This is a genomic window from Massilia sp. ZL223 (genome assembly GCF_018119395.1).
GTDB lineage: Bacteria > Pseudomonadota > Gammaproteobacteria > Burkholderiales > Burkholderiaceae_D > Telluria.
In genome coordinates, this window is record NZ_JAGPWD010000028.1 from 25,604 (window position 1) to 51,001 (window position 25,398).

24 protein-coding genes are annotated in these 25,398 nt (G+C 66.9%); 5 read left to right on the forward strand and 19 right to left on the reverse strand.

Annotated features, from left to right (window positions below; translation table 11 throughout):
* Window positions 1–55 precede the first annotated feature (55 nt).
* From KBW95_RS16970 to KBW95_RS17005, 8 genes are all read right to left on the reverse strand, one after another.
* The gene (locus KBW95_RS16970; protein ID WP_211528822.1) at window positions 56–1,117 is read right to left on the reverse strand and encodes a nucleotidyl transferase AbiEii/AbiGii toxin family protein; all 1,062 of its coding nucleotides are present in this window, start codon (window positions 1,115–1,117) and stop codon (window positions 56–58) included.
* Between the two features lies 1 nt (window position 1,118).
* Window positions 1,119–1,808 carry a DUF6088 family protein gene (locus tag KBW95_RS16975; protein ID WP_211528823.1) on the reverse strand — a complete coding sequence of 230 codons (690 nt, stop codon included), beginning with the start codon at window positions 1,806–1,808 and terminating at the stop codon, window positions 1,119–1,121.
* A gap of 162 nt (window positions 1,809–1,970) precedes the next feature.
* On the reverse strand, window positions 1,971–3,833 hold the full coding sequence (ilvD, locus tag KBW95_RS16980; RefSeq protein ID WP_211528824.1) for a dihydroxy-acid dehydratase: 1,863 nt from the start codon (window positions 3,831–3,833) through the stop codon (window positions 1,971–1,973).
* 147 nt (window positions 3,834–3,980) lie between these two features.
* Window positions 3,981–5,849 (reverse strand): PAS domain-containing sensor histidine kinase, encoded by a 1,869-nt coding sequence (locus tag KBW95_RS16985; RefSeq protein ID WP_211528825.1) that lies wholly within the window; start codon window positions 5,847–5,849, stop codon window positions 3,981–3,983.
* A gap of 19 nt (window positions 5,850–5,868) precedes the next feature.
* Window positions 5,869–6,753 carry a bile acid:sodium symporter family protein gene (locus KBW95_RS16990; protein ID WP_211528826.1) on the reverse strand — a complete coding sequence of 295 codons (885 nt, stop codon included), beginning with the start codon at window positions 6,751–6,753 and terminating at the stop codon, window positions 5,869–5,871.
* Window positions 6,754–6,844: 91 nt separating this feature from the next.
* Complete coding sequence (locus KBW95_RS16995; protein ID WP_211528827.1) at window positions 6,845–7,207, reverse strand: PilZ domain-containing protein; 363 nt, start codon at window positions 7,205–7,207, stop codon at window positions 6,845–6,847.
* Window positions 7,208–7,325: 118 nt separating this feature from the next.
* A complete protein-coding gene (gene ggt / locus KBW95_RS17000) occupies window positions 7,326–9,068 on the reverse strand; it encodes a gamma-glutamyltransferase (protein WP_211528828.1) in 1,743 nt (580 codons plus the stop codon).
* A gap of 26 nt (window positions 9,069–9,094) precedes the next feature.
* The gene (locus tag KBW95_RS17005) at window positions 9,095–9,499 is read right to left on the reverse strand and encodes a hypothetical protein (protein WP_211528829.1); all 405 of its coding nucleotides are present in this window, start codon (window positions 9,497–9,499) and stop codon (window positions 9,095–9,097) included.
* Window positions 9,500–9,667: 168 nt separating this feature from the next.
* Here KBW95_RS17005 and pstS point away from each other — a divergent pair, with 168 nt between their 5' ends.
* From pstS to KBW95_RS17025, 4 genes are all read left to right on the forward strand, one after another.
* Window positions 9,668–10,696, forward strand: coding sequence for a phosphate ABC transporter substrate-binding protein PstS (pstS, locus tag KBW95_RS17010; protein ID WP_211525344.1), 1,029 nt, complete (start codon window positions 9,668–9,670; stop codon window positions 10,694–10,696).
* A gap of 75 nt (window positions 10,697–10,771) precedes the next feature.
* Window positions 10,772–11,419: a response regulator transcription factor gene (locus tag KBW95_RS17015; RefSeq protein WP_211528830.1), complete on the forward strand. Its 648-nt coding sequence runs from the start codon at window positions 10,772–10,774 to the stop codon at window positions 11,417–11,419.
* A gap of 93 nt (window positions 11,420–11,512) precedes the next feature.
* Window positions 11,513–12,163 carry a YceI family protein gene (locus KBW95_RS17020; protein ID WP_211528831.1) on the forward strand — a complete coding sequence of 217 codons (651 nt, stop codon included), beginning with the start codon at window positions 11,513–11,515 and terminating at the stop codon, window positions 12,161–12,163.
* 70 nt (window positions 12,164–12,233) lie between these two features.
* Window positions 12,234–14,915, forward strand: a complete 2,682-nt coding sequence (locus tag KBW95_RS17025) for an EAL domain-containing protein (protein ID WP_211528832.1) — start codon at window positions 12,234–12,236, stop codon at window positions 14,913–14,915.
* 2 nt (window positions 14,916–14,917) lie between these two features.
* Here the strand turns inward: KBW95_RS17025 and yghU are convergent, their stop codons facing one another.
* From yghU to rpoH, 8 genes are all read right to left on the reverse strand, one after another.
* Entirely contained in the window at window positions 14,918–15,757 is an 840-nt protein-coding gene (gene yghU, locus KBW95_RS17030; protein ID WP_211528833.1) for a glutathione-dependent disulfide-bond oxidoreductase, read from the reverse strand.
* 124 nt (window positions 15,758–15,881) lie between these two features.
* Window positions 15,882–17,015 (reverse strand): TIGR03118 family protein, encoded by a 1,134-nt coding sequence (locus KBW95_RS17035; RefSeq protein WP_211528834.1) that lies wholly within the window; start codon window positions 17,013–17,015, stop codon window positions 15,882–15,884.
* Window positions 17,016–17,076: 61 nt separating this feature from the next.
* Window positions 17,077–17,799, reverse strand: a complete 723-nt coding sequence (locus tag KBW95_RS17040) for a TorF family putative porin (protein WP_211528835.1) — start codon at window positions 17,797–17,799, stop codon at window positions 17,077–17,079.
* Complete coding sequence (locus KBW95_RS17045; RefSeq protein WP_373888816.1) at window positions 17,709–18,938, reverse strand: S8 family serine peptidase; 1,230 nt, start codon at window positions 18,936–18,938, stop codon at window positions 17,709–17,711. The genes KBW95_RS17040 and KBW95_RS17045 overlap by 91 nt, the downstream gene beginning before the upstream one ends.
* Before the next feature lie 14 nt (window positions 18,939–18,952).
* Window positions 18,953–19,585, reverse strand: coding sequence for a zf-HC2 domain-containing protein (locus KBW95_RS17050; protein ID WP_211528837.1), 633 nt, complete (start codon window positions 19,583–19,585; stop codon window positions 18,953–18,955).
* The gene (locus KBW95_RS17055) at window positions 19,582–20,160 is read right to left on the reverse strand and encodes a sigma-70 family RNA polymerase sigma factor (protein WP_211528838.1); all 579 of its coding nucleotides are present in this window, start codon (window positions 20,158–20,160) and stop codon (window positions 19,582–19,584) included. Before KBW95_RS17055 ends, KBW95_RS17050 begins: the two co-directional genes overlap by 4 nt.
* Window positions 20,161–20,276: 116 nt before the next feature.
* Entirely contained in the window at window positions 20,277–20,675 is a 399-nt protein-coding gene (arfB, locus tag KBW95_RS17060) for an alternative ribosome rescue aminoacyl-tRNA hydrolase ArfB (protein ID WP_211525354.1), read from the reverse strand.
* Window positions 20,676–20,752: 77 nt separating this feature from the next.
* A complete protein-coding gene (rpoH, locus tag KBW95_RS17065) occupies window positions 20,753–21,643 on the reverse strand; it encodes an RNA polymerase sigma factor RpoH (protein WP_211525355.1) in 891 nt (296 codons plus the stop codon).
* 511 nt (window positions 21,644–22,154) lie between these two features.
* Here rpoH and KBW95_RS17070 point away from each other — a divergent pair.
* Window positions 22,155–22,628 carry a hypothetical protein gene (locus KBW95_RS17070; RefSeq protein WP_211528839.1) on the forward strand — a complete coding sequence of 158 codons (474 nt, stop codon included), beginning with the start codon at window positions 22,155–22,157 and terminating at the stop codon, window positions 22,626–22,628.
* A 9-nt stretch (window positions 22,629–22,637) separates the two neighbouring features.
* Here the strand turns inward: KBW95_RS17070 and ftsX are convergent, their stop codons facing one another.
* From ftsX to ftsY, 3 genes are read right to left on the reverse strand one after another with little or no spacing between them, the layout of a single operon-like run.
* Window positions 22,638–23,558 (reverse strand): permease-like cell division protein FtsX, encoded by a 921-nt coding sequence (gene ftsX / locus KBW95_RS17075; RefSeq protein ID WP_211528840.1) that lies wholly within the window; start codon window positions 23,556–23,558, stop codon window positions 22,638–22,640.
* Window positions 23,555–24,214, reverse strand: coding sequence for a cell division ATP-binding protein FtsE (locus KBW95_RS17080; protein ID WP_211525358.1), 660 nt, complete (start codon window positions 24,212–24,214; stop codon window positions 23,555–23,557). Before KBW95_RS17080 ends, ftsX begins: the two co-directional genes overlap by 4 nt.
* Window positions 24,215–24,219: 5 nt before the next feature.
* Window positions 24,220–25,311, reverse strand: coding sequence for a signal recognition particle-docking protein FtsY (gene ftsY, locus KBW95_RS17085; RefSeq protein WP_211528841.1), 1,092 nt, complete (start codon window positions 25,309–25,311; stop codon window positions 24,220–24,222).
* Window positions 25,312–25,398 lie beyond the last annotated feature (87 nt).

Below are 25,398 nucleotides of genomic sequence, written 5' to 3' on the forward strand. Positions count from 1 at the left end.
GCTTTTTTTCGCCTGTCATTCGCAGGTCCCGGCGGTGGGGCCCTGGCGGCGAAGTTCAGCCGCCTGGGCCGATTGCCGCCTGCTCGCCGGCTGCGGACAAGCCGAGCCGGAACGCATCCTGAAAATCGCGCACGCGCTGGAGAATGAGATCGAACGCGGGTGGCTCGGTGCTGAACATCTCCGCCCGCATGGCGGCGTAGTCTTTGCGCCACTCGTCGACCTGTTCCTCGGTCGGTAGAACGTCCAGCGTGGCCGGATGAAGGGTCGCATAGTCTACCCACGTCTGCCTGAAGAACACCCGCCTGTGCGCAGCCACTTGTTCGAAAAGGGTGAGGTCCGCAGCCGCAGCGCGGGCGACGCCGTGGCCGATCAAGCTGTACAGGTCGTAATAGTGACGCGCCATCCTTCCGCGACGCGCCTTGTCTGCGGGGCGGAATCGCTCTTCATGCAATAGCATGGCCTTTTCCCAAAAGGTCCTTTCGGGAGCCAGAACCTGAACCTGGACCGGGGCGATTTCCAGTTTCGGAAACAGTTCGGCAATGATGGGCTGGATCGGACGCTGTACTGCCGGCCAGGGATCCGAGCGTGCACCGAATTCGATCTTTACGCGCGGTCGCAGATAGCGTGTTGCATTGTCCTCGAACCGGCTGGGATAGTTGAACAGGATTGTTTGCTGGTCCGGATCGTCCGGGTCCAGTTCCAGCGACCAGTCCTGCTGGGCGAGATCACGGCTGATACGGTCGCGCAGGCTTGGCAACACACGTCCTTGAACGAAAAGCGCTGCGTCCTTGCGCAGGTTTGCCAAGCGCCTGTGCATCTGCTTGGATGATGGGGCATGCTCCGGACTGTCCTTTCCACCGAAGCCCAGGAGCTCTCTACCAATCGTCAGGTCGATGTCCTCAGAAAACCGGTCGATCAGTCCCCAGGCTTTCGACAGCGAAGTGCCGCCTTTGAAGGTCAGGTGCCCTTCGAGTTCGGGCATGGCGAAGAGATGCCCCAAGGTGATGCATACCCAGTAGTCCTTTTCCACGCTCGGCGCCGCCCAGCCTTTCCTGGCCGCGGCCTGGCTGAATGCACGCCCCTGTTCCTCCGGCGGCAGCTTGTTGAAATCGGCCATCCTATTTGTCGTCCTCGGCGAGCTCGCGCATGATGTTGCCTATCCAGACCGGTGCGAGCGGATAGTCCCGCTTCAGGACCGCCTTATCTTCCCGTGTCAGTCTGCGTTTCAGACTGGCGATCATATCCGGCCCAATATTTTCCTTCTTGAGGTGGCGGAGTGCCTGGATGACCAGACCACTGATGCGGCCGGCAGTCGCCATGTTCTTGGGCGTAGTGTGCTTCAACACCAAAGCCTGGTGGCCGACGATGACGGTACGGGAGGGGCCGTCAGTCAGGAAGCTGGGCTTCAGCGGTACCTGTTCGCTGAGACCGAGCAGGTTGGCCGCGTAGGCTCCGGAGGGTTGCAGGCGCACAGCGGATTTTCTTTCGATCGACTGGGCAATGGTGGATGCCTCTGGTTCGAGGATTCCGAAAATGTCGTGCTCTCGAGGTACGTCGTAGATTCCCCGGGCCAGGCGCCGCAGCTTTCCTTCATTACGGAGGCGTGACAATGCCTTGTCGACGGCCGCACGGCTCCCAAGATGGGCGAAGTCGGCGGCACTAAAGACTTTTCCGGGAGATGCTTTGGAAATCAGCTTTCGTATGGACGCGTCGGTGCCGGGCTTGTGCTGTGCACGCGTCCTCGGGGTATTGCGGGACTCGGGAAGAGATGCGCTCATGTCAGAAATTTTAGCACTTTTTTCGGACAAGGATGCTCATTCTCTGTCCGAAAAATTAGCTATTATTTCTGACTATGCCGAGCAATTTCTGTCAGAAGAAAATATAGATTTTTCTGACAATGGCCATGCTCCTCCACAGCGGGCAACAATGACCAGCACTGTGAGCCGGCCATTGATATCAGGCAAACTTACTCAGCGCTTCAGTTGCGACAGGTCGCGCACCGCGCCGCGGTCCGCCGAGGTGGTGAGCGCCGCATAGGCCTGCAGCGCCTGCGACACCACGCGCTCGCGGTTCACAGGCTGCCAGGCGTCGCGTCCGCGCGCTTCCATCGCCGCGCGGCGCTGCGCCAGGGTCTCCGGCGCCACGCGCAGGTTGATGCTGCGGGCCGGGATGTCGATGTCGATCAGGTCGCCTTCTTCCACAAGGCCGATCGCGCCGCCTTCGGCCGCTTCCGGCGAGGCGTGGCCGATCACCAGGCCCGAGGAGCCGCCCGAGAAGCGGCCGTCGGTGAACAGGGCGCAGGCCTTGCCCAGGCCCTTGGACTTGATGTACGAGGTCGGGTAGAGCATCTCCTGCATGCCGGGGCCGCCCTTCGGGCCTTCGTAGCGGATGATGACGACGTCGCCCGCATGGACCGTGTCGCCGAGGATCGCGTCGACCGCCGCGTCCTGGCTTTCGAACACGCGCGCCTTGCCGGAGAACTGCAGGATGCTCTCATCCACGCCGGCCGTCTTCACGATGCAGCCCTTCTCGGCGATGTTCCCGTACAGGACCGCCAGGCCGCCGTCCTGCGAATAGGCGTGCTCGCGGTCGCGGATGCAGCCAAGGCTGCGGTCCAGGTCATTGGCATCAAAGCGTTCGGACTGCGAGAAGGCCACCTGGGTCGGCACGCCGCCCGGCGCGGCGCGGAACAGCTGGTGGACCTCGCGGTCGTCGCTGCGGCGGATGTCGTACTTCTCGATCGCTTCACCCATGGTCGGGCTGTGCACCGTGGGCAGGGAAGTGTCGAGCAGGCCGGCGCGCGCCAGCTCGCCCAGGATGGAGATGATGCCGCCGGCGCGGTGCACGTCCTCGATGTGGTACTTGTCGGTCATCGGCGCCACCTTGCACAGGCAGGGCACCTCGCGCGAAATGCGGTCGATGTCGGCCATCGTGAACTCCACCTGCGCTTCGTGCGCGGCCGCCAGCAGGTGCAGCACGGTGTTGGTCGAGCCGCCCATCGAGACGTCGAGCGCCATCGCATTCTCGAAGGCGGCCTTGGTGGCGATCGAGCGCGGCAGCACCGAGTAGTCGTCCTGTTCGTAGTGGCGCTTGGCCAGTTCCACGATCAGGCGGCCGGCGCGCAGGAACAGCTCCTTGCGGTCCGAATGGGTGGCGACGATGGTGCCGTTGCCCGGCAGGGACAGGCCCAGCGCCTCGGTCAGGCAGTTCATCGAGTTGGCGGTGAACATGCCCGAGCAGGAACCGCAGGTGGGGCAGGCCGAGCGCTCGGCTTCCAGCACGTCGGCGTCGGACACATTGGCGTCGCCGGCCTTGATCATGGCGTCGATCAGGTCCAGCTTGATCACCTTGCGGTCGTTGTTGACGACCTTGACCACCTTGCCCGCTTCCATCGGGCCGCCGGAGACGAACACCACCGGGATGTTCAGTCGCATCGCGGCCATCAGCATGCCGGGGGTGATCTTGTCGCAGTTGGAGATGCAGACCATGGCGTCGGCGCAGTGGGCGTTGACCATGTACTCGACCGAGTCGGCGATCAGGTCGCGCGAGGGCAGGGAGTACAGCATGCCGCCATGGCCCATGGCGATGCCGTCGTCGACGGCGATGGTGTTGAATTCCTTGGCCACGCCGCCGGCCGCTTCGATCTCGCGTGCGACCAGCTGGCCCAGGTCCTTCAGGTGCACGTGGCCGGGCACGAACTGGGTGAAGGAATTGACGACGGCGATGATCGGCTTCTCGAAGTCGCCGTCCTTCATGCCGGTGGCGCGCCACAGCGCGCGGGCGCCGGCCATGTTGCGGCCCTGGGTCGTGGTACGGGAACGGTAAGTTGGCATGGGATTTCCTCGTGCTGCGCAAATGAAAGCCCTAGCGTGCCTGCTCGGCCGTGAGTTGTCCAATACATCATTTCCATTCCTGTGATATGTGCTGCATATCACAGACGTGCTCAGTGCTCTTCAGGCCTAGCGCTAAGGACGATGCAATCAGACCGTCGGCAGCCAGACCGTGAAGGTGCTGCCCTGGCCGGCGCCTGCGCTGCGTGCTTCGACGTCGCCGCCGTGCAGGGCCACCATGTTGCGCACCAGGGCCAGGCCGATGCCGAGGCCTCCCTGCGAACGGTCCGGCGTGCGCTCGGCCTGGGTGAACAGGTCGAACACGTGGGGCAGCAGGCCGGGCTCGATGCCGATGCCGTCGTCGCTGACCTGCAGGTTGATGCCGCTGCCTGCGCGCGCCACCGTCAGGCGCACATGGCCGCCCGGCGGCGTGTACTTGGCGGCGTTGTTCAGCAGGTTGGTCAAGACCTGCACCAGCCGGGTGGCGTCGCCCAGCACGCGCGCCGCGCCGGCCTCGAGGGCCAGCTCGAAGCGGTGGCGGCGCGTTTCCAGCAGGGGCCGCGCCTGTTCGATCGCGCTGGCCACCACGCTCTCGATGTCGAGCACCTTGCGATCCAGTTCGATCAGGCCGCGCGTCACGCGCGACACGTCCAGCAGGTCGTCCACCAGCGCCGTCAGGTGGCGCACCTGGCGGCCGATCACTTCACTCGAGCGGCGCACGTACGCGTCGCTCGCCGCCAGCTTGAGCACTTCGGCCGCCGCCGAGATCGGCGCCAGCGGATTGCGCAGCTCGTGGGCGAGCATGGCCAGGAATTCGTCCTTGCGCCGGTCCTGCTCGCGCAGCGAGGCGTACAGGCGGGCGTTCTCGAAGCCGTTGGCGGCGATGGCCGCGAGCTGCACCAGGATCGCCTCGTCCTCGTCGCTGAATTCGCCCTCGATCTTGTCCGAGGCGTGTATGAGGCCGATGCGGCCGCCCTTGCGGCTCACCAGCGGCACGCTCAGGCGGCTGCGTTCGAAATCCACTGCGGCGTCTTCGGCGCCCAGCTTGACCTCGGCGTGGCGCACGCCCAGGATGTCGCGCACTTCCAGCGCCAGGGTGCCGGCGATGTCCTCGCTCGACAGCGCGGCGTGCAGGTTCTGCGAGGCGCGCGCCACCTTGGCCAGCAGGGCCGACTGGCGGCGCTCGCGGTGCAGGCGCTGCGCCAGCTCGGCGCGCTCGGCGACCGCGTCGTCGATGTCGGTATTGGTGCCGATCCACTCGCGCACTTCGCCGCCCTCGTTCAGGATGGGCACGGCCTTGACGGCGGTCCAGCGGTATTCGCCGTCGGCGCGCCGCACCCGGTAGTCGCCGACGAAGACCGACTTGGCCGCCAGGCACTCGTTCCACTTGCGGCTGGTGTGTTCGCGGTCGTCGGGATGCAGGGCGTCGAGCCAGCCGAAGTCGCGCGTCTGCTCCCGGCTCTGGCCGGTATACGCGCGCCAGGACGGCATGTCGTCGATCACGCGTCCGTCGCCAGCGGTGGTCCAGACCATGTGCGTGGTCGCCATCACCAAGGAGCGGAAGCGTTCCTCGCGCTGGCGCAGGGCGGTCTCCGCTTCGACCCGCTTGGTGATGTCTTCGTGCATCAGCATCACTTCGAGCAGCCTGCCGTCGGCATCCTTGATCGGATGGGCGCGCGCGGTGACCCAGCGCGCCGGGCCGGGATAGCCGAGTTCCGCGGTGTCGTAGCGGATGGCGGGGATCTCGACCAGTTCGCCGGCCAGGGCCCGCTCCAGGTAGGGCGCGATCCCGGTCGCGTGCAGCTGCGGATCGTGCAGGATGTTGTAGGCCTCGCTCAGGACATAGGCGTAGACCTCGCTGCCTTCGCGGATATGCCACAGCTCTTCCCATGCCTTGTTCACGCACAGGGTGAGGCCGGAGGGCGACAGGATCTGGATGCTGACGCGGGCCTGCTCGAACAGCTCCCGGAATCGCATGTCGTCGTGGGCGCTGGTCCCCTTACTGTGAATCAAAGGCATGGTGGTGCGTGTTCTCCGTTCAGGCTTGGGCGGCGGCGGGCGCCGCCTGCGGCTTGCCCAGCACCAGCATACCAAACGCGGTGGCGAACACGTACATGCTGATCGAGTAGATCGCGGCCGGCACCATCAGCTGGAAGTCGCCCAGCACCGATACCGCGACAAAGATCGCCAGGGTCGAGTTGTGGATGCCGATCTCGTAGCCGATCGCCACGGCGTTGGCCTTGTCCATGCCCAGCAGGCGCGGCACGTAGTAGCCCAGGCCCAGGCTCAGGATGTTGAAGGCGATGACGGCCAGGCCGATGGTGGCGAAGGACGAGGTGAGGGCGCTCCATTCCTTGGCGAAGGCGATGATCGCCAGCAGGGCCAGTACCAGCATCGAGAAGCGCTTCATCGGCTTGTCCATGCGGGCGGCGAAGCCGGGCGCGCGGCGCTTGACCAGCATCCCGACCGCCACCGGGATCAGGACGATGCCGATCACCTCGATCACCTTCCCGGTCTGCATCGGCACCACCTGGCCGCTCTTCGAGAAGGTGTCGATGGCGAAGTTGGCGATCAGCGGCAGGCTGACGATGGACAGCAGGGTGTTGATCGCCGTGAGCGAGATGTTCATGGCGACGTTCCCGCCAAACAGATGGCTGAACAGGTTGGCCGAGACGCCGCCCGGCGAGGCGGCCAGCAGCATCAGGCCTACCGCGTAGACGGGCGGCACACCGAACAGCACGATGAGGCCGTAGCAGATCGCCGGCAGCACCAGGGCCTGCAGCGCCAGCGCCACGACCACCGCCTTCGGATGGCCGAGCAGGCGGCGGAAGTCGCCGAGCGTGAGGGACAGGCCGAGTCCGAACATGATCAGGGCCAGGGCGCCGATCAGGAGGGTAGGCAGCAGGGTGATGAAATTGCTCATGGTGTCTCCTTGTGATTATTTTTGTATGGCGACAGTGTAGTGCACGGCGGTACGAAAAAGCCGCCTGTGCAGCATGAAAGCTGAGGAAAGCTCAGGAAAGATGGAAGCGGACGTAGTCGCCCAGCAGCTTGGCGCTCGCAGGCGGCACCTGGGTGAAGCGCAGGCTGAGGCGGACATCGTCGCGCAGGAAGACGCTGGCCACCGTCTGGGCCGGCAGGTCGAAGTGGTGGATGGCGGCCTGGATGAACAGCGAGAAACGCACACGGCAATTCAGGCCGCCGGGCAGCGCATGCGGCAGGAGCAGACCCATGCCGCCCAGGCCGACGTCGAGCGTGCGGCCGTGCAGCGGCGGAGGGCCGGGAATCTCGATGCAAGCGCGGACGCGGCAGATCCGGCGCGGACCGTCGCGCGATTCAAGGGCGGTAGAGGGAGTGTGAGAAGCAAGTGCACGCACGACTAGATACGATCGTTCGTTAAAAAAGGCAGGCAAGAGTATGACATCTTGCTATGTGCTTGTCCGCCAATCTGCATGGTTTCCTGTCAATTTAGTTGCCGTAAAACAACGTTCAAGATCAATGCCCGCGCCGCTGCACCAGGGCCGTGCCGACACCATGGCGCTTGCCTTCGCTGACGGCGGTGACGGTGCCGTCCGGGTTGAACACCAGCGCATTCGCAGCGCCGATTTCCTCCGGTTTCGCTTCCCAGCGGTGGCCGAAGGCTTCCAGGGCGCGCGCCTGCGCGCTGCCCGCGAAGCCCGGCTCGATCGAGCTGGCCTCGCCATTGCGTTCGCTGATGCGCGGCGCGTCGAGGGCTTCGTGCATCGGCATCTTGAGGTCGAGGTAATTGACGATGGTTTGCAGCACCGTGGTGATGATGGTGGAGCCGCCCGGACTGCCGATGCTGAAGGCCGGCTTGCCGTCCTTGAGCGCGATGGTCGGCGCCATGCTGGAACGCGGGCGCTTGCCGGCTTCCGGCACGTTGGGGTGGGGGCCGCTGAAGTCGAAGTCGGTCATCTCGTTGTTGAGGATGAAGCCATAGCCCGGCACCACGATGCCGCTGCCGCCCCAGGATTCGATGGTGAAGGTGTAGGAGACCACATTGCCGTCCTTGTCCGACACCGTCAGGTGGGTGGTGTGCAGGCTGTCCGGCTGCATGCGCTGGGCTTGCGGACGCAGGGGCACGCTCTGGTCGTCCTGGAAGATGTAGGGATCGCCCGCCGCCACGTTCGCCGCGGCGCGCTGCTGGATGAGCTTGCGGCGCTGGGCCGCGTACTGCTTCGACAGCAGGCCGGCGACCGGCGCGTCCAGGTATTCGGGATCGGCCAGGTAGGCGTTGCGGTCGGCGAAGGCGAGGCGGCTGGCCTCCAGGTAGAGGTGCTCGGCCTGGGCGCGCGGCATGGAGGCCAGCTCGTAGCCTTCCAGGATGTTGAGCGCTTCGGCCACGGTCGCGCCGCCGCTCGAGGGAAGGGGCATGCCGTAGATGTCGTAGCCGCGGTAGGTGCTGTGCAGCGGCAGGCGGATGCGCGCCTCGTAGTTGGCCAGGTCGGCCAGGGTCATGCGGCCGGGACGCACGCTCTTGCCCGGCGCGACCGGCGGACGGTTGACGGCATTGACGATGGCGCGCGCGATCGGCCCTTCGTAGAAGGCGTCGACGCCGCCGGCCGCGATTTCCCGGTAGGCCCTGGCCATGCCGGGGTTGCGCAGCAGGGTGCCGGCGGGAAGCGGCTTGCCCTTGCTCAGGTAGAGCGCGCTGGTGCTCCGGAATTGCTGAAATTTCCTTTCATTTTCGGTCGACAGGTGAAAGAAAGTTTCATTGAGCCGGAAGCCCTTGTCGGCGACGGCGATGGCGGGCGCCAGCACCTGCCTGAAGCGCATGCTGCCGTAGCGTTCCAGCGCCTCGTGCCAGCCGCGCACCGTGCCCGGCACGCCCACCGCCGCGCCGCTGGCCACCGCGGTCTCGAAGTCGATTTCCTTGCCGTTGGCCTGGAACACGGCGGGCGTGAAGCTGGCCGGCGCCGTCTCGCGGTGGTCGATGGTGATCACGCGCTTGTCCTTGGCCAGGTAGATGAGCATGAAGCCGCCGCCGCCGATGCCGCAGCTGAAGGGATCGGTCACGCCCAGGGTGGCGGCCGCGGCCACGGCGGCGTCGACGGCGTTGCCGCCCTGGTTCAGGATGGTCATCGCCGACTGCGAGGCCTGCTCGCTGATGGTCGCGACCGCGCCGCCGGTGCCGGTGGCCACCGGGGTCTTCGCCAGCACCGGCAGCTGGACGACGATGGACAGCACCAGCCCGCACGCGAGCGCGTTTGCCTTCATGGATGCTCCTGGCCGTGAGCCTGGGCTCACATGGCGTACATGTTGAACGTCACGGGATACGACACCGGGCGGGCCTCCGCCAGGCCGCGCGGCGGCGCCACCAGGTTGCGGTCGAGTTCGATGCGCGAGCCGCGCAGGGCCGGGCTGGTGTGCCCAGGGCGGCCGGGCACGAGGTAGAAGGCCTGGGCCACGCTATTGCCGATGCGCAGGGTGAAGCGGTAAGCCACCTGGCCCGCCCACATGCAGCGCGCGTTCTCGGGGCAGCGGCTGTCGTCGGCGCCTTCGTAGGTGAGGGTCACGCGCTGGTCGAGCGGCAGCACCTGGCGCTCGACCAGGGTGTAGCGGGCTTCGGGAAGGCGCTCGTTGCTGGCGCAGGCGCTCAGCGCGCCGGCGGCCAGGAGGGAACAGAAAACACGGAGCAGGGGGCGCATGCGGTGTCATCCATGTGTTGGGGTGGAGCGCCCATCATAGCAAAACCATAACAGCCGGGTCGCGCGCGACGGCAAACCGAAGTCACATTGCCGTCACATTCGGCCGCTATCCTTTTTTCGTGGTCCAAAACAACACATCCTTAAACCAGAAATAGGAATACCAAGCCAATGATCAAGAAGATCCTCGCCGGCGCCGCCGCCGCACTCGTGATGACGACCTCGTTTGCCGCCGACATCACCGGCGCGGGCGCAACCTTCCCGTACCCGATCTACGCCAAGTGGGCCGAGTCGTACAAGGCGGCGACCGGCACCGGCCTGAACTACCAGTCGGTGGGCTCGGGCGCCGGCATCAAGCAGATCAAGGCCAAGACCGTCGACTTCGGCGCCTCGGACATGCCGCTCAAGGCGGAAGACCTGGACAGCGACGGCCTGATGCAGTTCCCGGCCATCATGGGCGGCGTGGTCGCCGTGGTCAACGTCGAAGGCGTCACCCCCGGCCAGCTGAAGCTGACCGGCCCGGTCATCGCCGACATCTACCTGGGCAAGATCGCCAAGTGGAACGCGGCCGAGATCGCGGCCCTGAACCCGGGCGTGAAGCTGCCGGACGCCGACATCACCGTCGTGCACCGCGCCGACAGCTCGGGCACCTCCTTCCTGTTCACCGACTACCTGTCCAAGGTCAGCCCGGACTGGAAGAGCAAGGTCGGCGCCGGCACCGCGGTCAAGTGGGCCGTGGGCGTGGGCGGCAAGGGCAACGAAGGCGTGGCCGCCAACGTGCAGCGCATCAAGGGCGCGATCGGCTATGTCGAGTGGGCCTACGCCAAGAAGAACAAGCTGTCGCACACCCAGCTGAAGAACAAGGACGGCGCCTTCCTTCAGCCGGACGACGAGCACTTCAAGGCCGCCGCCGCCAGCGCCGAATGGACCAAGGCCCCGGGCTTCGGCGTGGTGCTGACCGACCAGGCGGGCAAGCAGAGCTGGCCGATCACCGGCGTGTCCTACATCCTGATGCACAAGAGCCAGGCCAATGCCGAGAAGGGCGCCGAAGTCGTGAAGTTCTTCGACTGGGCCTTCAAGAACGGCGCCCCGGCGGCCGCCGAACTCGATTACGTGCCGCTGCCGGCATCGGTGGTCAAGCAGGTGCAGGCCTCCTGGAAGAGCAGCCTGAAAGACGGTTCGGGCAAGGCGATCTACTAAGCCCTCCGCACCGCAAGCTGTCCGGCGGCCTGGGCCGCCGGACTGTTTTCCTGCGCCACGTTCATTGAGCTTCCCATGACAAGGTCCAATACGATCGTCCTGGTGGTCGACGACAAGCCGGCGGTTGCCGAACTGCTCAAGTTCTCGCTGCACGAGGACGAGTGGATCTGGCACAGCGTGCCGAGTCTGGCGCAGGCCTGGGACTTCATTGGGCGCGAACGCCCGGAACTGCTGCTGCAGGAATCGATGCTGCGCCAGGAAGGCGGCATGCGCCTGCTGGCGCGCCTGCGCGGCGACCATCGCCTGCGCGAGCGTCCCGTGATCCTGCTGGCGGCCGATTGCGCCGAGGGCGAGCGCGCCGTTTCCGAACCGGCTCCCGCGCCGGCTCCCGAATTCATCCCCCAGCCGCTGGACGACGGCCTCGCGTCGCGCGTGCTGCGCTCCGGCCGCCTGGTGCTCGACCCCCTGAGCTGCAGCGTGCGCGTGGGCAGCCACAAGGTCGAGGTGCGCCATGCCGAATACCGGCTGCTGCGCTTCCTGCTGTGCCATCCGGGGCAGGTATTCTCGCGCGCCCAGCTGCTGGCGCATTTGTGGGAGACGCCGGATACCCTGGACCAGCGCACCGTCGACGTCCACGTGCTGCGCCTGCGCAAGGCCCTGGGGCGCGCCAAGTCCCTGATCAAGACCGTGCGCGGCGCGGGCTACATGCTCTCGCCGACCTGAGGCGTCTGGCATTTGCTTTCAGGGCAAACGGCCGTACACTGAGCCCTGGAGAAGTTCGCTGTCGGCCGTCGAGGCCACACCGGTCCAGCCAATATGAAGCGCTACCTTTCGTTGCTGTTGCTGCTGTCCGCCTGTGGACAAGCGCCGACAGGCCCGGCGGCTCCAGGAGCCGGGCCCGACGCGTACCGCGCAACAGCGGCGCCCGGGGCGGCCGCCTACGCCGTCGATCCGGGCGCCTCGTTCGTCGCCGTCACGGTTCGCCGCGCGGGCCTCATGGCGCGGCTCGGGCACGACCACGTGGTGGCCAGCCGCACCCTGGCTGGCTATGTCTCGCCCGGTGCGGACCGGGCCGAGGTCTCGTTTCGTGCCGACCAGATGACGGTCGACGATCCGCAACTGCTGCGTGACGCGGGGATCGCCACGCAGCCGTCGCCACAGGCAGTCGAGGGCACGCGCAAGAACATGCTCGGCCCGGTGCTGGAGGCGCAGCGCTATCCGGTAGTGCTGCTGCGTGCGGAGCGGCTGGCCGACGGCCGCCCGCGTCTTGCCGTCACCTTGCACGGCGTCACGCACCGGCTGGATCTGCCGGCCACGGTCCAGGCCGATGCGGCGCAGGTGAGTGCGAGCGGAACGCTGCGCCTGAAGCAAACCGATTTCGGCATCACGCCGTTCTCGGTTGGCGGGGGGCTGCTGTCGGTGCAGGATGAGCTGGAGGTGCGCTACAGCATCGTGGCACGGCGCTAGAGACGATGTCATCAGGATGACATCTTCCATCAGTAAGCTGACAACAGATGCCTTACTGAAACTGTCGTTGATGAGCAAACATTCGGCCCCGGCCCCTCTCCGTAGTCACCGCTTTCCCGTCTTCGCCTGGCCCTTGCTGGCCGTGCTGCTCAGCGCCGTGCTGTGGACCACAACCGTGCTCCGCGCAGACGCCGAGCAGGCGCGTGCCGAAGCGCAGGTGCGCAAGGATGCCGCCGCCTACGCCGAAGCCTACGAGCAGTACATCACCCGCTCGGTGGGGCAGATGGACCAGATCACCATGCAGCTCAAGTTCAGCTGGGAGCATTCGCGCGAGCGCGGCCTGCTGGACGAACTGCGGCGCGACGGCATGTTCACCGACAGCGCCTTCCGCGTGGTGGCCGTGATCGACCGCGACGGCGTGGTGCGTTCCTCGACCCGTCCGGCGCTGCTGGGCGCGGACATCTCCGGCGGCCAGTTCTTCGCCCAGCACCGCAACCACATCTCGACCGCGCTGCGGGTCGGCGCCGCGCCCGCGCTGTTCGGCAAGGCCGGCGAAGCGGTGCTCTTCACGCGCCGCCTGGACACGCTCGACGACGAATTCGACGGCATCGTGCTGATGGCGGTCGACGCGCGCTACTTCACCTCCTTCGTGAGCCCGGCCACCCTGGGCGCGGACGGCGTGGTGGCCATGGCCGGCACAGAAGGACGGCTGCGCATCGAACAGCGCAGCGACGGCGCCGCCTTCGCCGACACGGACGGACCGCTGCTGCCGCTGCGCGGCGCCATGTGGTCGAGCGAACGCGGGGTGCGCCTCGTCGAAGGCAGCGGCGGCTTCCTGGATACGAAGGCGCGGGTACTGGGCTGGCGCCATTCGACGGTCTACCCGCTGGTGGCCCTGGTCGGCCTGTCGCACAGCGAAGCGCAGCAAGCCGCGCAGGCCTATTGGGCCGAGAGCCGCGACCGCGCCATCGTCGCCACCGCGGGATTGCTGCTGCTGGGCGGCTTCGGCGCCGTGCTGGCGCGGCGCGCGCTGCAGCGCGAACGCGAGCAGGACGAGGTGCGGCGCGCCTACCGCACCGCCACCGAGAGCGGCAACGACGGCTTCTACATGGCGGCCGCGGTACGCGGGCGCGACGGCGAGATCGAGGACTTCCGCATCGTCGACTGCAACGAGCGCGGCGCCTTCTTCTACGGCATGAAGCGCGAGGAGCTGGTGGGCGCCAGCCTGTCGCGCATCGACAGCGCGCTGTTCGGCGAGGAGCTGCTGGCCACCTACCGCAAGGCGATGGACGCGGGCTTCCACGAAGACGACCGCAAGCTGCCGCTCGATAACCGCCTGAACATCGGCTGGGGACGGCGGCGCCTGGTCCGCGTCGGCAACGGCCTTGCGGTCACCCTGCAGGACATCAGCGAGCGCAAGGAGCACGAGGTGCAGCTGGAACGCCTGGCCAACGAAGACAGCCTGACCGGCCTGGCCACGCGCCATGCCTTCCTGGCCGCGATGCCGGCCGCGCTGGCCCAGGCCAGGGCCAGCGGGGCGGGGCTGGCGCTGCTGTTCATCGACCTGGACGAGTTCAAGCACGTCAACGATTCGCACGGCCACGCCACCGGCGACCAGCTGCTCAAGTCGGCCGCCCAGCGCCTGCTGTCGCTGCTGCGCCCGAGCGACCAGGTGGCGCGCTTCGGCGGCGACGAATTCGTGGTGCTGCTCCATCCCTGCGAGGGCGAGCGCCAGGCCGCCTCGGTGGCGGCGCGCATCGTCGAGGCCTTCGCCGTGCCCTTCCTGTTCAAGGACGAGCTGCATGCGGTGGGCGCCTCGGTCGGCATCGCCATGTATCCGCGCGACGGGCTGGATGCCGAGACCCTGGTGCGTCACAGCGATATCGCCATGTATGCGGGCAAGAACGAAGGCAAGGGCCAGTACCGCTTCTTCGACCCGGCCTATTCCCAGAACCTGAATTCGCGCGCGCGCCTCAAGCAGCGCATGCTGGAAGCGATCGAGGCCGACCAGTTCCTGCTGCACTACCAGCCGCGCGTGGACGCGCGCAGCGGCGAACTCCTGAGCATGGAAGCGCTGCTGCGCTGGCGCCATCCCGAGCTGGGCATGGTCGCGCCGGGTGACTTCATTCCGCTGGCCGAATCGACTGGCCTGATCGTGCGCATCGGCGAAGCCGTGATCGGCAAGGCCTGCGCCCAGCTGGCAGCCTGGCGCGAAGCCGGGGTGGCGCTGGTGCCGGTGTCGATCAATGTCTCGCCCAAGCAGTTCCTGCGCGGCGGCGTGCAGCGCCAGCTGAGCAGTGCACTGGAGCGCTATCGCGTGCCGGCCAGCCTGATCGAAGTGGAGATCACCGAGTCGGCGATGATGGGCGACCACGACGACATCCTGGCCGAGCTGGCCGCGCTGCGCGCTCTCGGCGTCAAGCTGCACGTGGACGACTTCGGCACCGGCTACTCTTCGCTGTCGCAGCTGCAGCGGCTCAGGATGGATGTGCTGAAGGTGGACCGCGCCTTCACGACCGAGCTGGCTAGGTCGAAGGAGGGCAAGGTGTTCTTCCAGGCCATCGTGTCGATGGCCCACGCGCTCGGCATGTCGGTAGTGGCCGAAGGCGTCGAGACCGAGGAACAGCTGGCGATCCTGCGCGGGCTCGATTGCAACGAGGTGCAGGGCTTCTACATCGCGCGGCCGGTGCCGGCGGAAGAGATGGCGCGGATAATGGCGCGGCGCTTCCTGTTCGAAAGCGCCGCGGCCTGACCTTAGTCGAGGTCGGAAGCCTGGTGGCGCTCGGCCACCTGTTCGTCGGGCTTGCCGCGCACCCGGTTGACCTTGCGCCCGCGGATCACCGCCGGCCGCGCCGCGATTTCCTCGGCCCAGCGCACCACGTGCCTGTACTCGTGCACCGACAGGAACTCGGCCGCGTCATACGCTTCGCCGCGCACCATGCCGCCGTACCACGGCCAGATCGCCATGTCGGCGATGGTGTACTCCTTGCCGGCCACGAAGCGGTGTTCGGCCAGCTGCCGGTCCAGCACATCGAGCTGGCGCTTGGTTTCCATCGCATAGCGGTTGATCGGATACTCGAACTTTTCCGGCGCATAGGCATAGAAGTGCCCGAAGCCGCCGCCCACGAAAGGCGCGGAACCCATCTGCCAGAACAGCCAGTTCAGGGTCTCGGTGCGCGCCGCCAGCTCCCTGGGCAGGAAGGCGCCGAACTTCTCGGCCAGGTAGAGCAGGATGGAGCCGGATTCGAACACGCGCAGCGGCTCGGCGCCGCTGCGGTCGACCAGCGCCGGGATCTTCGAGTTCGGGTTGATCTCGACGAAACCGCTGGAGAACTGGTCGCCCTCGTTAATGCGGATCAGCCAGGCGTCGTACTCGGCGCCCGCGTGGCCAAGGGCCAGCAGTTCCTCCAGCATGATCGTGACCTTGACGCCGTTGGGCGTACCCAGCGAATACAGCTGGAGCGGGTGTTGGCCGATAGGAAGTTCCTTGTCGTGGGTGGGCCCGGCCACCGGGCGGTTGATGTTGGCGAAGGCGCCGCCGGAGGCGGCCGGCGTCCAGACCTTGGGTGGGACGTAAGGCGTTTTCTCTGCCATGGTTTCTCCTGCTCGAATCGGGTCGGAGAAACATTCTAGCGGCTGCGCGGAAAGCGCGCCGGGCGCATCGCGCAAGCTCCGCCGCCGCACCAGCCCCATCCATGGCTCGCGCATCATGACCGCCTCATTGCAGCTGGATCCGCCCATACAGGCCGCGCGTCCCGTTGCCCGGACCGGCCGTGAAGAACAGGGCATTGCGCGGCTGGGCCTGGATGCCGTTGCCGAAGGCGATGCCGTACAGGCCGTCGATGACGATGGGCGTGCGGTCGCTGCGCATCAGGGTGCCGATCAGCTTGCCGTCGTGCGGGCTGAAGGCGTTGATCTTGCCATCGCCGCGGTTGGCCACCAGCAGCATGTTGCTGAAGTCGCCGAAGTCGGCGGGCGCGATCGCCATGCCCCAGGGCGCGTTCAGGACGCCGCCGGTCGTGACCAGTCGTCCCACGAAGGCGCCGCCGGTCGAGAACACGTTGATCAAGCCGAGGCCCGCGCCGGCGACCCGGTCGGTGCCGTTCGCGCCGCGCTGGGCGTAGCTGACGTAGACGCGGTCGCCCACCGCCTGCACGCCGAAGGGCGCATAGTTGGGCGGCAGGCCGGGATCCACAAAGCCGCCGCCGGGCAGGGTGACTTTCTGGAAGCCGGTGTCGTAGACATCGATGCCGCCGCGCCGGAAGTCGGGGGCATAAATATAGTTCGCTCCCGCGGAGTTGCCGATCGCCAGGCCGGTGTAGAAGGCGCCATTGCTTCCCGTGTCCACCGTCGTCACCGCGTTGTTCAGGTTCACCGCCGGCGACCAGCCGGCGATGGTGCCGCCCAGGCCGGCGAAGATGAAGGGGCTGGCCCCGGTGACGCCGTTCTGCGTCACCTTGAAATCCTGGCTGCCGTTGAAGACGATGCCGGTCGGCCTGGCCGCGCCGGGGGTCCCCGCCGGGATCGCGACGACCAGGGTTTGCGGCACACCGTTACCGTCGTACAAGGTGGAGGTCGAGCTGCCTTCGTTCGCCACCCAGACGAAACCGTTCGGGTTGAAGGCGATGCCCCAGGCGTTCAGCAGTTTGGCGTCGGTGTTGGGGGCGCCGCCAGTCGCTTCCGTCACCAGCGAGGTGGCGGTGTAGGCGCTGGTGATGGTGGAGACCGGCGGCGTGACGGTCATCTCTTCGTCGTCGCCGCCACCGCCGCCGCAGGAGACCGCTGCGGCGGCGAGGGTGAGGCCGGCCAGGCCTGCCTTGAGCAAGGCGGCCGCTCTGTGATGGATGGTCATGATGGCTCCTGTCAGGTGGGGTGGATACCTGCGTTAATCCCACCCCGATCCTGAAAGGTTCTCAGAAGGCGACGCCGATGCTGGCCGCCAGCGCGCGCGCGCGCGGGGCGGCGACGGCCGGGTCGCGCTGGCGCGCCAGCCAGGCCAGCTGGAAGGTGGCGGAGCCGGCGTCGTAGGCCAGCCCCAGGCGCAGGTCGGCGCGCGCCGGTCCGTCGGCGCCGCCATAGCCGCCGAAGCGGCGCAGCACGCCCGCGTGCCCGACCAGGCGCCAGCGCTCGCCCAGCGGATGCACGCCGTTCCATTCGAGATAGGCGCTGCGCCCGGCGCCGTAGTAGTGCGGCGACAGATAGGCGCGCACGCTGCCGCTTTCCCAGCTCAGGCCGGCATGGAACTCGTCGTAGCGGTAGCGGGCGTCGCGCGCGAAGCTGGTGCGGCTGATTCCGGTGTCCCAGCTCAGGCCGGAGGCCATCCTGCGGGCGTAGCCGGCATAGGCGATCAGCTGGGCACGCGTGGGGCTGTAGGCCAGGCTGGCCGAGGACACGAAGCCCCCCGCATACCAGCCGGAGGGACTGTCGTAGTCGACGCGCAGCTGGGCGGCGGGACGGCCTTCGCTGAGCGACAGGCCGCGCACCGCGTATTCGGACACCAGGGACAGGCTGGCGCTCACTTGCGCCTGCGTAGCACAGGAGAAGGTCAGCAGGAAGGCGCCGAAGACGCCGCGCGCGCGCAGGGCGGTGCGGAAGAAGCAAGGATGGCGGGTCGCAGGGAGCAGGGGCGCGCGCATGGATCCATACTACCAGCTCGCGCGTCGGCGCGGCTCTGCTGTTCGCGCAAGGCCTGGCGCACCAGGGGAGCGCCGGCGTGCGGGCGCAGCTCGACCAGCAGGGCGGCCATGCCGCTCACGTGGGCCGCCGCATAGGACGAGCCGGAGACGAAGCCCCAGCGTCCGCCGGGCAGGCTGGTGGGGATGTCGGCATCGGGTGCATCCGCGGCGCCGGCCGCGATCACGCCCGGATGCGAGGCCGGGAAGCCGCCGCCGGGCAGCTGCGGGTCGATCGCCCCCACCACCAGCACGCCGCGCGCCAGGGCCGCGTCCAGCAAGGCCTGCAGCAGGCGGTCGGGCGGTCCGCCCAGGCTGAGGTTGATGATGCGCGCTTCGTGCATCAGTGCGACATTCAGGGCTTTGCCCAGGGTGAAACTGCTGCAGCGTGCGGGATGACCCGCTGTTTCCCAGCAGGCCCGCAAGGCCATCAGGCGCGCATCGGGCGCGACGCCGGCGATGCCGACGCCATTGTCGCGGCGCGCCGCAATGACGCCGGCGACGGCGGTGCCGTGTGCCTCCGCCACGGCAGCCTGGGTATCGACCAGGTTCTCCTGCAGCGCGATCTGTCCGGCCAGGTCGGGATGGGCGGCGTCGATGCCGCTGTCGATCACCGCCACCGCGACCTTGCGGCCGGTGCTGGCGCGGTGCAGCTCGGCCAGGCGCCAGGCGCGCGCCGCCGGCTGCAGGCGGAACAGCGGATCGCCGCCGCCCAGGGTCTCGTAGATCCCGACCGGCTGGGCCCAGGCCACGCGCGGGTCGCGCGCCAGCGCCGCCAGCACGGACGCGAGCGGCGCGGCGCCGTGCTGTTCCATCACGAAACAGTCGACGCCGATGACCGGCATCGGCCAGTTGCTGACCAGGGTCAGGCCGTGGGTGCGCGCCAGGTCCTGGGCCACGCGCCGGCGCGCCGCCTGGCCGCTGTCGTTGCGGTAGTTGCCGCCGTAGGCGGCGTCGGGCCGGTAATGCTGGGGCGGCAGGCGCAGCATCACCAGCACCTGGCGCGCTGCCGCCGCCTGGCCGGCGTCCGGCGCGTCCTGCGCCTGTACGCCTGCGCCCAGCAGCAGCAGCGCGCCGAGGAGGGCGCACAAGAGGGTTCTCACGGCCGCGCGCATGCTTACTTCCCGCTGGCGAGCGGCTCGGCCAGCACCACCGCCGGCTCCGCGCGCAGGCGCGCCAGCACGGGCGCCATGTCGCCGCTGGATGTCACGGCGAGCCAGGCCCCGGTGCTGGTCGGGCCGCCGACGATGCGTACCCCGCCGGCGCGCGCGATGCGGCGCAGCTCCTGCTCGGGCGTGTCCGGCGCGAAGGCCAGCACCAGGTTCGCCTGGGCCGGCGCCTCGGCGCCGAGGAGACGATAGGCGCCCGTGTCCGGCGACGGCGACACCCGCGCCAGGAGCAGGCCGCCCAGCAGCGCGATCACTGCGAACTGGGCCGCGGCAACCCGGACCAGCCAGCGGGCATCGTTGGCGGCCAGGCGCTGGAGCAGGGTGGGGCGTGATGGCCGTGGCTTGGCTGCGCCGGCGTCGAGCGCGGGCAACAGCCGCGCCAGGGCGCGCTCGGGATCGCAATCCGGGTCCGGCTGGGCCGCAGAGCTGCGCATGGCGCGCAGCGCGTCGAGATCGGCGCGGCAGGGCGCGCATTCCCGCAGGTGGCGTTCGACACCTGCGCGCTCCTCGGGCGCCAGCGTGCCGTTCAGCAGCCAGGGCAGCACCGCCTGGGCCGCCTGATGGGCATCCTGTCCGCTCATGTCCTTTCCTCCAGTTGATCGGCCAGCAGCTGGGCCAGCCTGCGACGCGCATGGAACAGCCGGGTCTTGACGGTGTTGACCGGGCAAGCCATCACCTCGGCGATTTCCGCATAGCCCATGTCGTGGAAAAAGGTCAGCTGGAACACAGCGCGCTGGGCCAGCGGCAGGGTGTCGAGCGCGGCGTTGACGGCGTCGCCCAGGCGCAGCTGTTCGAACAGGCGCTCGGGCTGGCAGGCCGGGCCGCATTCGCAGTCGTCGGGGCAGGCCCCGAGCGGTTCGTCGAGCGCGTGCAGGGCCTTGCAGGCCTTCCTGTAGGCAATCGCAAAGATCCAGGTCGACAGCTTGCAGCTGCCGTCGAAGGTCCTGGCCTTTTGCCAGACGGCGAGCATCGCATCGTTGGCGACCTCCTCGATCAGCTGCGCATTGCGCGTCATGCGGTGCAGGAAACGCGCGATGCGCGGGAAATACAGCCGGTACAGGGATTCGAAGGCGCAACGGTCTCCGGCCGCCGCCCGCTGGATCAGCCAGGCTTCGTCCAGTAACGCCAGTTCCCTGTCATGGTTCCGGCCGTTCACGCCGCTCGCGCTCCCGTGTTCTTGTTCTGTCCCCCGGTGAATACCGCGCAGGCGCGCAAAGGTTCACTCGGGCCGCATGCGGAATTGTCACACGTTTCTAAGAGCGCCTGGCGCGCCTAGTCGCTGACCTTGGCGCGCAGGGCCTTGATCTGGCCGCTGCGGTTCTTGGCGTCGAGCCGGCGCCGCTGCGAGGCGCGTGTGGGCCGGGTAGGGCGGCGCTCCGCCTGGACCTCGGCCGCCTTGTCGACCAGGGCTTGCAGGCGCTGCAGCGCATCGAGCTTGTTCTGCTCCAGGCTGCGCGATTGCTGGGCCTTGATGACCAGTACGCCTTCCTGGGTGACGCGGGCGTCGCGCAAGGCGAGCAGGCGCGCCTTGACCTCCTCCGGCAGCGAGGATGCGGCGATGTCGAAGCGCGCGTGGACCGCGCACGAGACCTTGTTCACGTTCTGGCCACCCGGGCCCTGGGCGCGGATCGCGCTGAACGCCACCTCGTCGGGATGGATCGTCGGTTTCATATGCTTGAGCAATGAGCCTTTGCAGGCGCGAAAAAAAAGCTCCGCCGCGGCGGAGCTTTCCTGGTGCGGCGTGCCGATTACATGTAAGCGGCCAGCGCGCCTTTCATCTTCTTCAGCGCAGCCGATTCGATCTGGCGGATACGCTCGGCCGACACGCCGAACTCTTCGGCCAGCGTGTGCAGGGTCGCGCCCGAACCGTCGTCGTTGGCCAGCCAGCGCGCTTCGACGATGCGGCGCGAACGCGGGTCCAGCTTAGCCAGCGCGGTCTCCAGGCCTTCCGACTGCAGGCGGGTGACTTCGCCGGCTTCGATGACCTTGGTCGGCTCTTCCAGGTCCGAGGACAGGTAGGCGATCGGCGAGAACTTGTCGTCCTCGTCGTCCGTCGGCGCTTCGAGGGCGATGTCGCGGCCCGACAGGCGGGTTTCCATCTCGATCACTTCCTCGCGCTTGACGTCGAGCATCTTGGCCAGCTCGTCGACCTGGGCCGGCGACATGGCGTCCAGGCTCTGCTTGTTGCTGCGCAGGTTGAAGAACAGCTTGCGCTGCGCCTTGGTCGTTGCAACCTTGACCAGACGCCAGTTCTTCAGAATGTATTCATGCATCTCGGCCTTGATCCAGTGCATGGCGTACGACACCAGGCGCACGCCCTGGTTCGGGTCGAAACGCTTCACGGCCTTCATCAGGCCGATGTTGCCTTCCTGGATCAGGTCGGCGTGCGGCAGGCCATAGCCCAGGTAGCCGCGCGCGATCGAGACCACCAGGCGCAGGTGCGACAGCACCAGCTTCTGCGCAGCATCGAGATCATTGTTGTCCCGCAGCCGCGTTGCCAGCGAGACCTCTTCCTCATGGGTCAGCATCGGCAGGCGGTTGACGGCCGAGATGTAGGCGTCGATATTGCCAAGATTGCCTGTGAAACCGAGTCCCAGAGCACGACTGCTGGTCGGAACCAATGCGGATTGTGCGGACATATTCATTTCCCTCTTAGATAATCTTGCTGCATCCACAATGTGCCACCAAGGATTGCTCAGTGGCATAGCTGTTACGCGCTGTTACGACTGCTTACGGATGCGTTTCTCTTGAAATCTGACTTTCCTTAGCTCATATATTAGCACTCTCCCGAGGTGAGTGCTAGGAACCGCCGCGGTGCTTAAGGCCTGCCAAAGTATTGCCTGAAAGCATCAAATTGACCGCCGGTTTCACTGTAGAGCAGAACGTCGCTAAATGCTTGATGCAGCTCAGGTGTGAGCTTGAAAGTGCTGGAAGTTTTGCGTTCAGGGACAGATTAAGGGCTGAGGCACCGCCCCTCTGTTGGCTGCCGCACGTTGGGATCGCTCGGCGTGTAGGAGGATTTCGCGTGATTGCGTAGGGTGGAACGGCTAAGCAGTAAAAATGAGGCCAATGCGACGGTTTTCAAGGTGCTTGTTTCTAAGCATGGCAAAGTCTGAGACTGCAACCTGAGCCCTCAAATAGGATAGCCGCATGTCCTTCTTGCCTTGCTCTACCATAAGCCAGCGAATCCACGCATATGCTGTGCTTGCGATGACTGCACTGTTTATCTCCGTGCCACTGCAAGCGGCGCAACCTGTCCATGAGGTAATTGGAGACTGGCGTTTCACTTCCGTTCTCGATAACGTCGAGATTACGTCTATCGACGACGAACAGGCGAAAAAACTGCTCGGTCGCGTGATGGCAATACGAAAGGAGGGAACGCGATTCGGCGACCAGACCTGTGGAGCCCCCAGTCTGGAGGCCCAGCGCGTCGAGCCAGATCTCTATGTGCGCCGTGAAGCCCGGATCAGCGCAAGGAATTTACGGCTTCCTAATCCGGTCACGGTCGTCGACCTGGGTTGCACGCATGTCTTTATCAAACAACCCAATCGAGCGGTGATCTTTTGGGACGGGTTCTTCTTTAGCGCCGTCAAGATCGGGAAGCCAGAACACCGTCACCATTAAATAGAAACTTCAGCGCACCCGTGCCAGATGCCGCTGCACCGACAGCATCGCCCCGATCAGTCCAAGACCGGCGCTGATCGCCAGCAAGCCCGCCACTTCCAGCGCCCCCAGCGGGAACAACTGGAAATCCGAAGCATACAGGCGCGCAAACGCCAGGATCGCCTCGTTCATCGGCACCAGCGCCAGCGCCACCACGCCCAGGGCCACGGCCCCGGCGCACAGGCCGAGCAGGGCGCCGGTGTAATAGAAGGGCCGGTGGATGAAGTTGTCGGTCGCGCCCAGCAGCTTGGCCACGGCGATTTCTTCCTTCTGCGTCAGCACCTGCAGGCGGATCGTGTTGAACACCACCGCGATCACGACGACGCCCAGGGTGGCGGCCAGCAGCAGCAGGGCCAGGCGCAGCACGCCCAGCATGGCGGCGAGGCGCTTGACCCAGCTCGAATCGACCTGCACCGATTCCACCCCCGGCAGCGCGCGCAGGCGCTCGACGATGGCGTCGACCTGCTCGGCCGCACCGGCGCTGGCGAAGGCTTCCAGCTTGATCACATAGCTGTCCGGCAGCGGATTCTCGCCCAGGGTGTCGATCACGTCGCCCAGGCCGCTGCTGTCCTTGAGCTCGGCCAGCGCCTTTTCGCGCGGCGCGAAGTTCACTTGCGTCTTGCCCTTGCCGACGATGGCGCGGATCTGCGGCGCCAGGGCCTGGGCCTCGGCGCGCGGAGTGTCTTCCCGCATGTACAGGCTGATTTCCGGGTCGACCGACAATTGCTCGGACAGGGGACGCACGTTGTCGAGCAGGGTGATGCCGGCGAAGGGCAGGGTCAGGGCCAGGGCCACGACCAGCACGTTGAACAGGAAACTGCCGGGCGACTTGCGCACCGTGGACAGCGCGGCGCCCAGCGCGAAGCTGTGTTGGCGGAACCAGGGGCTCATGCGGCGCCTCCGACCAGGTGGCCGTGCTCCAGGCGGATCACGCGGCCGGCTGCGTCGAGCACCTGCTCGTCGTGGGTCGAGATCACGCAGGTGACGCCGGCGGCGTGGAAGGCGCGCAGGGCGTCGATCACCTTGTCGGCCGCCACGCGGTCGAGGTTGGCGGTCGGCTCGTCGGCCAGGATGATCTGCGGGCGGTTGACGATGGCGCGCGCCACCGCGACCCGCTGCTGTTCGCCGCCGGACAGCTCCAGCGGCATGGCCTTGGCGCGGTCCGCCAGGCCGACCTTGTCGAGCGCGGCGCGGGCGCGCTGTTCGGCCTGGCCTTTCTGTGCGCCGGTCACGAGCAGGGGCAGCATCACGTTGGCCAGGATGTGGCGGTCGTTGAGCAGGCGCTGTTGCTGGAAGATCAGGCCCAGGTTGCGGCGCAGGAAGGGAATACCGGCCTTGTTGATGCGGCCGATGTCCTGGCCGTTGACCAGGACCTTGCCGCTGCTGGGCCGCTCGACCGCGGCCACCATCTTCATCAGGGTCGACTTGCCGGCGCCCGAAGGGCCGGCCAGGTAGACCAGCTCGCCCTTGGCGATGCTGAGGGAGACGTCGCGCAGCGCATAGGCGTCATGAGAGTACTGTTTTGAAACAGACTGGAATTCGATCATGGGGTTTAGCCGAGCAGCGCTTCGACGAATTCTTCCGCGTTGAAAGGTTGCAGGTCGTCCAGCTTTTCGCCCACGCCGATGAAATAGACCGGGATCGGGCGGGTGCGCGCGATCGCGGCCAGCACGCCGCCCTTGGCGGTGCCGTCCAGCTTGGTGACGATGAGGCCGCTGAGCTGCAGGGCGTCGTCGAAGGCCTTCACCTGGGCCAGGGCATTCTGGCCGGTGTTCCCGTCGATGACCAGCAGGGTCTCGTGCGGGGCGCCTTCCATGCCCTTGCCGATGACGCGCTTGATCTTCTTGAGTTCTTCCATCAGGTGCAGCTGGGTCGGCAGGCGGCCGGCGGTGTCGACCATGACCACGTCAACGCCGCGCGCCTTGCCGGACTGCACCGCGTCGAAGGCGATCGCTGCCGGGTCGCCCGACTGCTGCGAGATCACGGTGACGTTGTTGCGCTGGCCCCAGACCATCAGCTGCTCGCGCGCGGCGGCGCGGAAGGTGTCGCCGGCGGCCAGCAGCACCGATTGCTCGAAGCGCTGCATGTGCTTGGCCAGCTTGCCGATGGTGGTGGTCTTGCCGGCGCCGTTGACGCCCGCGATCATCATCACCAGCGGGTCGTGGCGGCCCAGCTCCAGCGGCTTCTGCAAGGGCTGCAGCAGCTCGATCAGCAACTCCTTCAGTGCATTCTTGACGGCGGCCGCGTCGAGCAGCTTTTCTTCCTTGACCTTGCGGCGCAGCGCATCCAGCAGGTGCTGGGTGGCGTCCATGCCGGCGTCCGACATCAGCAGGGCCGCTTCGAGTTCCTCGTACAGGTCTTCGTCGATGCGCGCGCCGACGAACAGCAGCGACAGGTTGCTCGAGGTCTTGGACAGGCCCGCCTTCAGGCGCGTCATCCAGGAGCGTTTCTTTTCGGCTTCGGTCGTGGGACGCTCGGCGGTTTCAGGGAACAGCTCGCCTTCCTGCAGCGCGATCGGCGCCGGGACAGGCGCGGATGCCGGTTCGGGCTCGGGCGCCGGAGCCGGCTTGGGCGCGATGACTGGCGCAGGCGCTTGCACCTCCGGAGTTTCCGGAGCTTTTTTTCTCTTGAAGAAGCTAAACATGGTCTGGTGGTGGGGGCTGCATGCAGCGCCAGGAGGCGGCGCGATGAAAAAAGTAGCGAATATTTTACCAGAGCAGCAATACAGCCT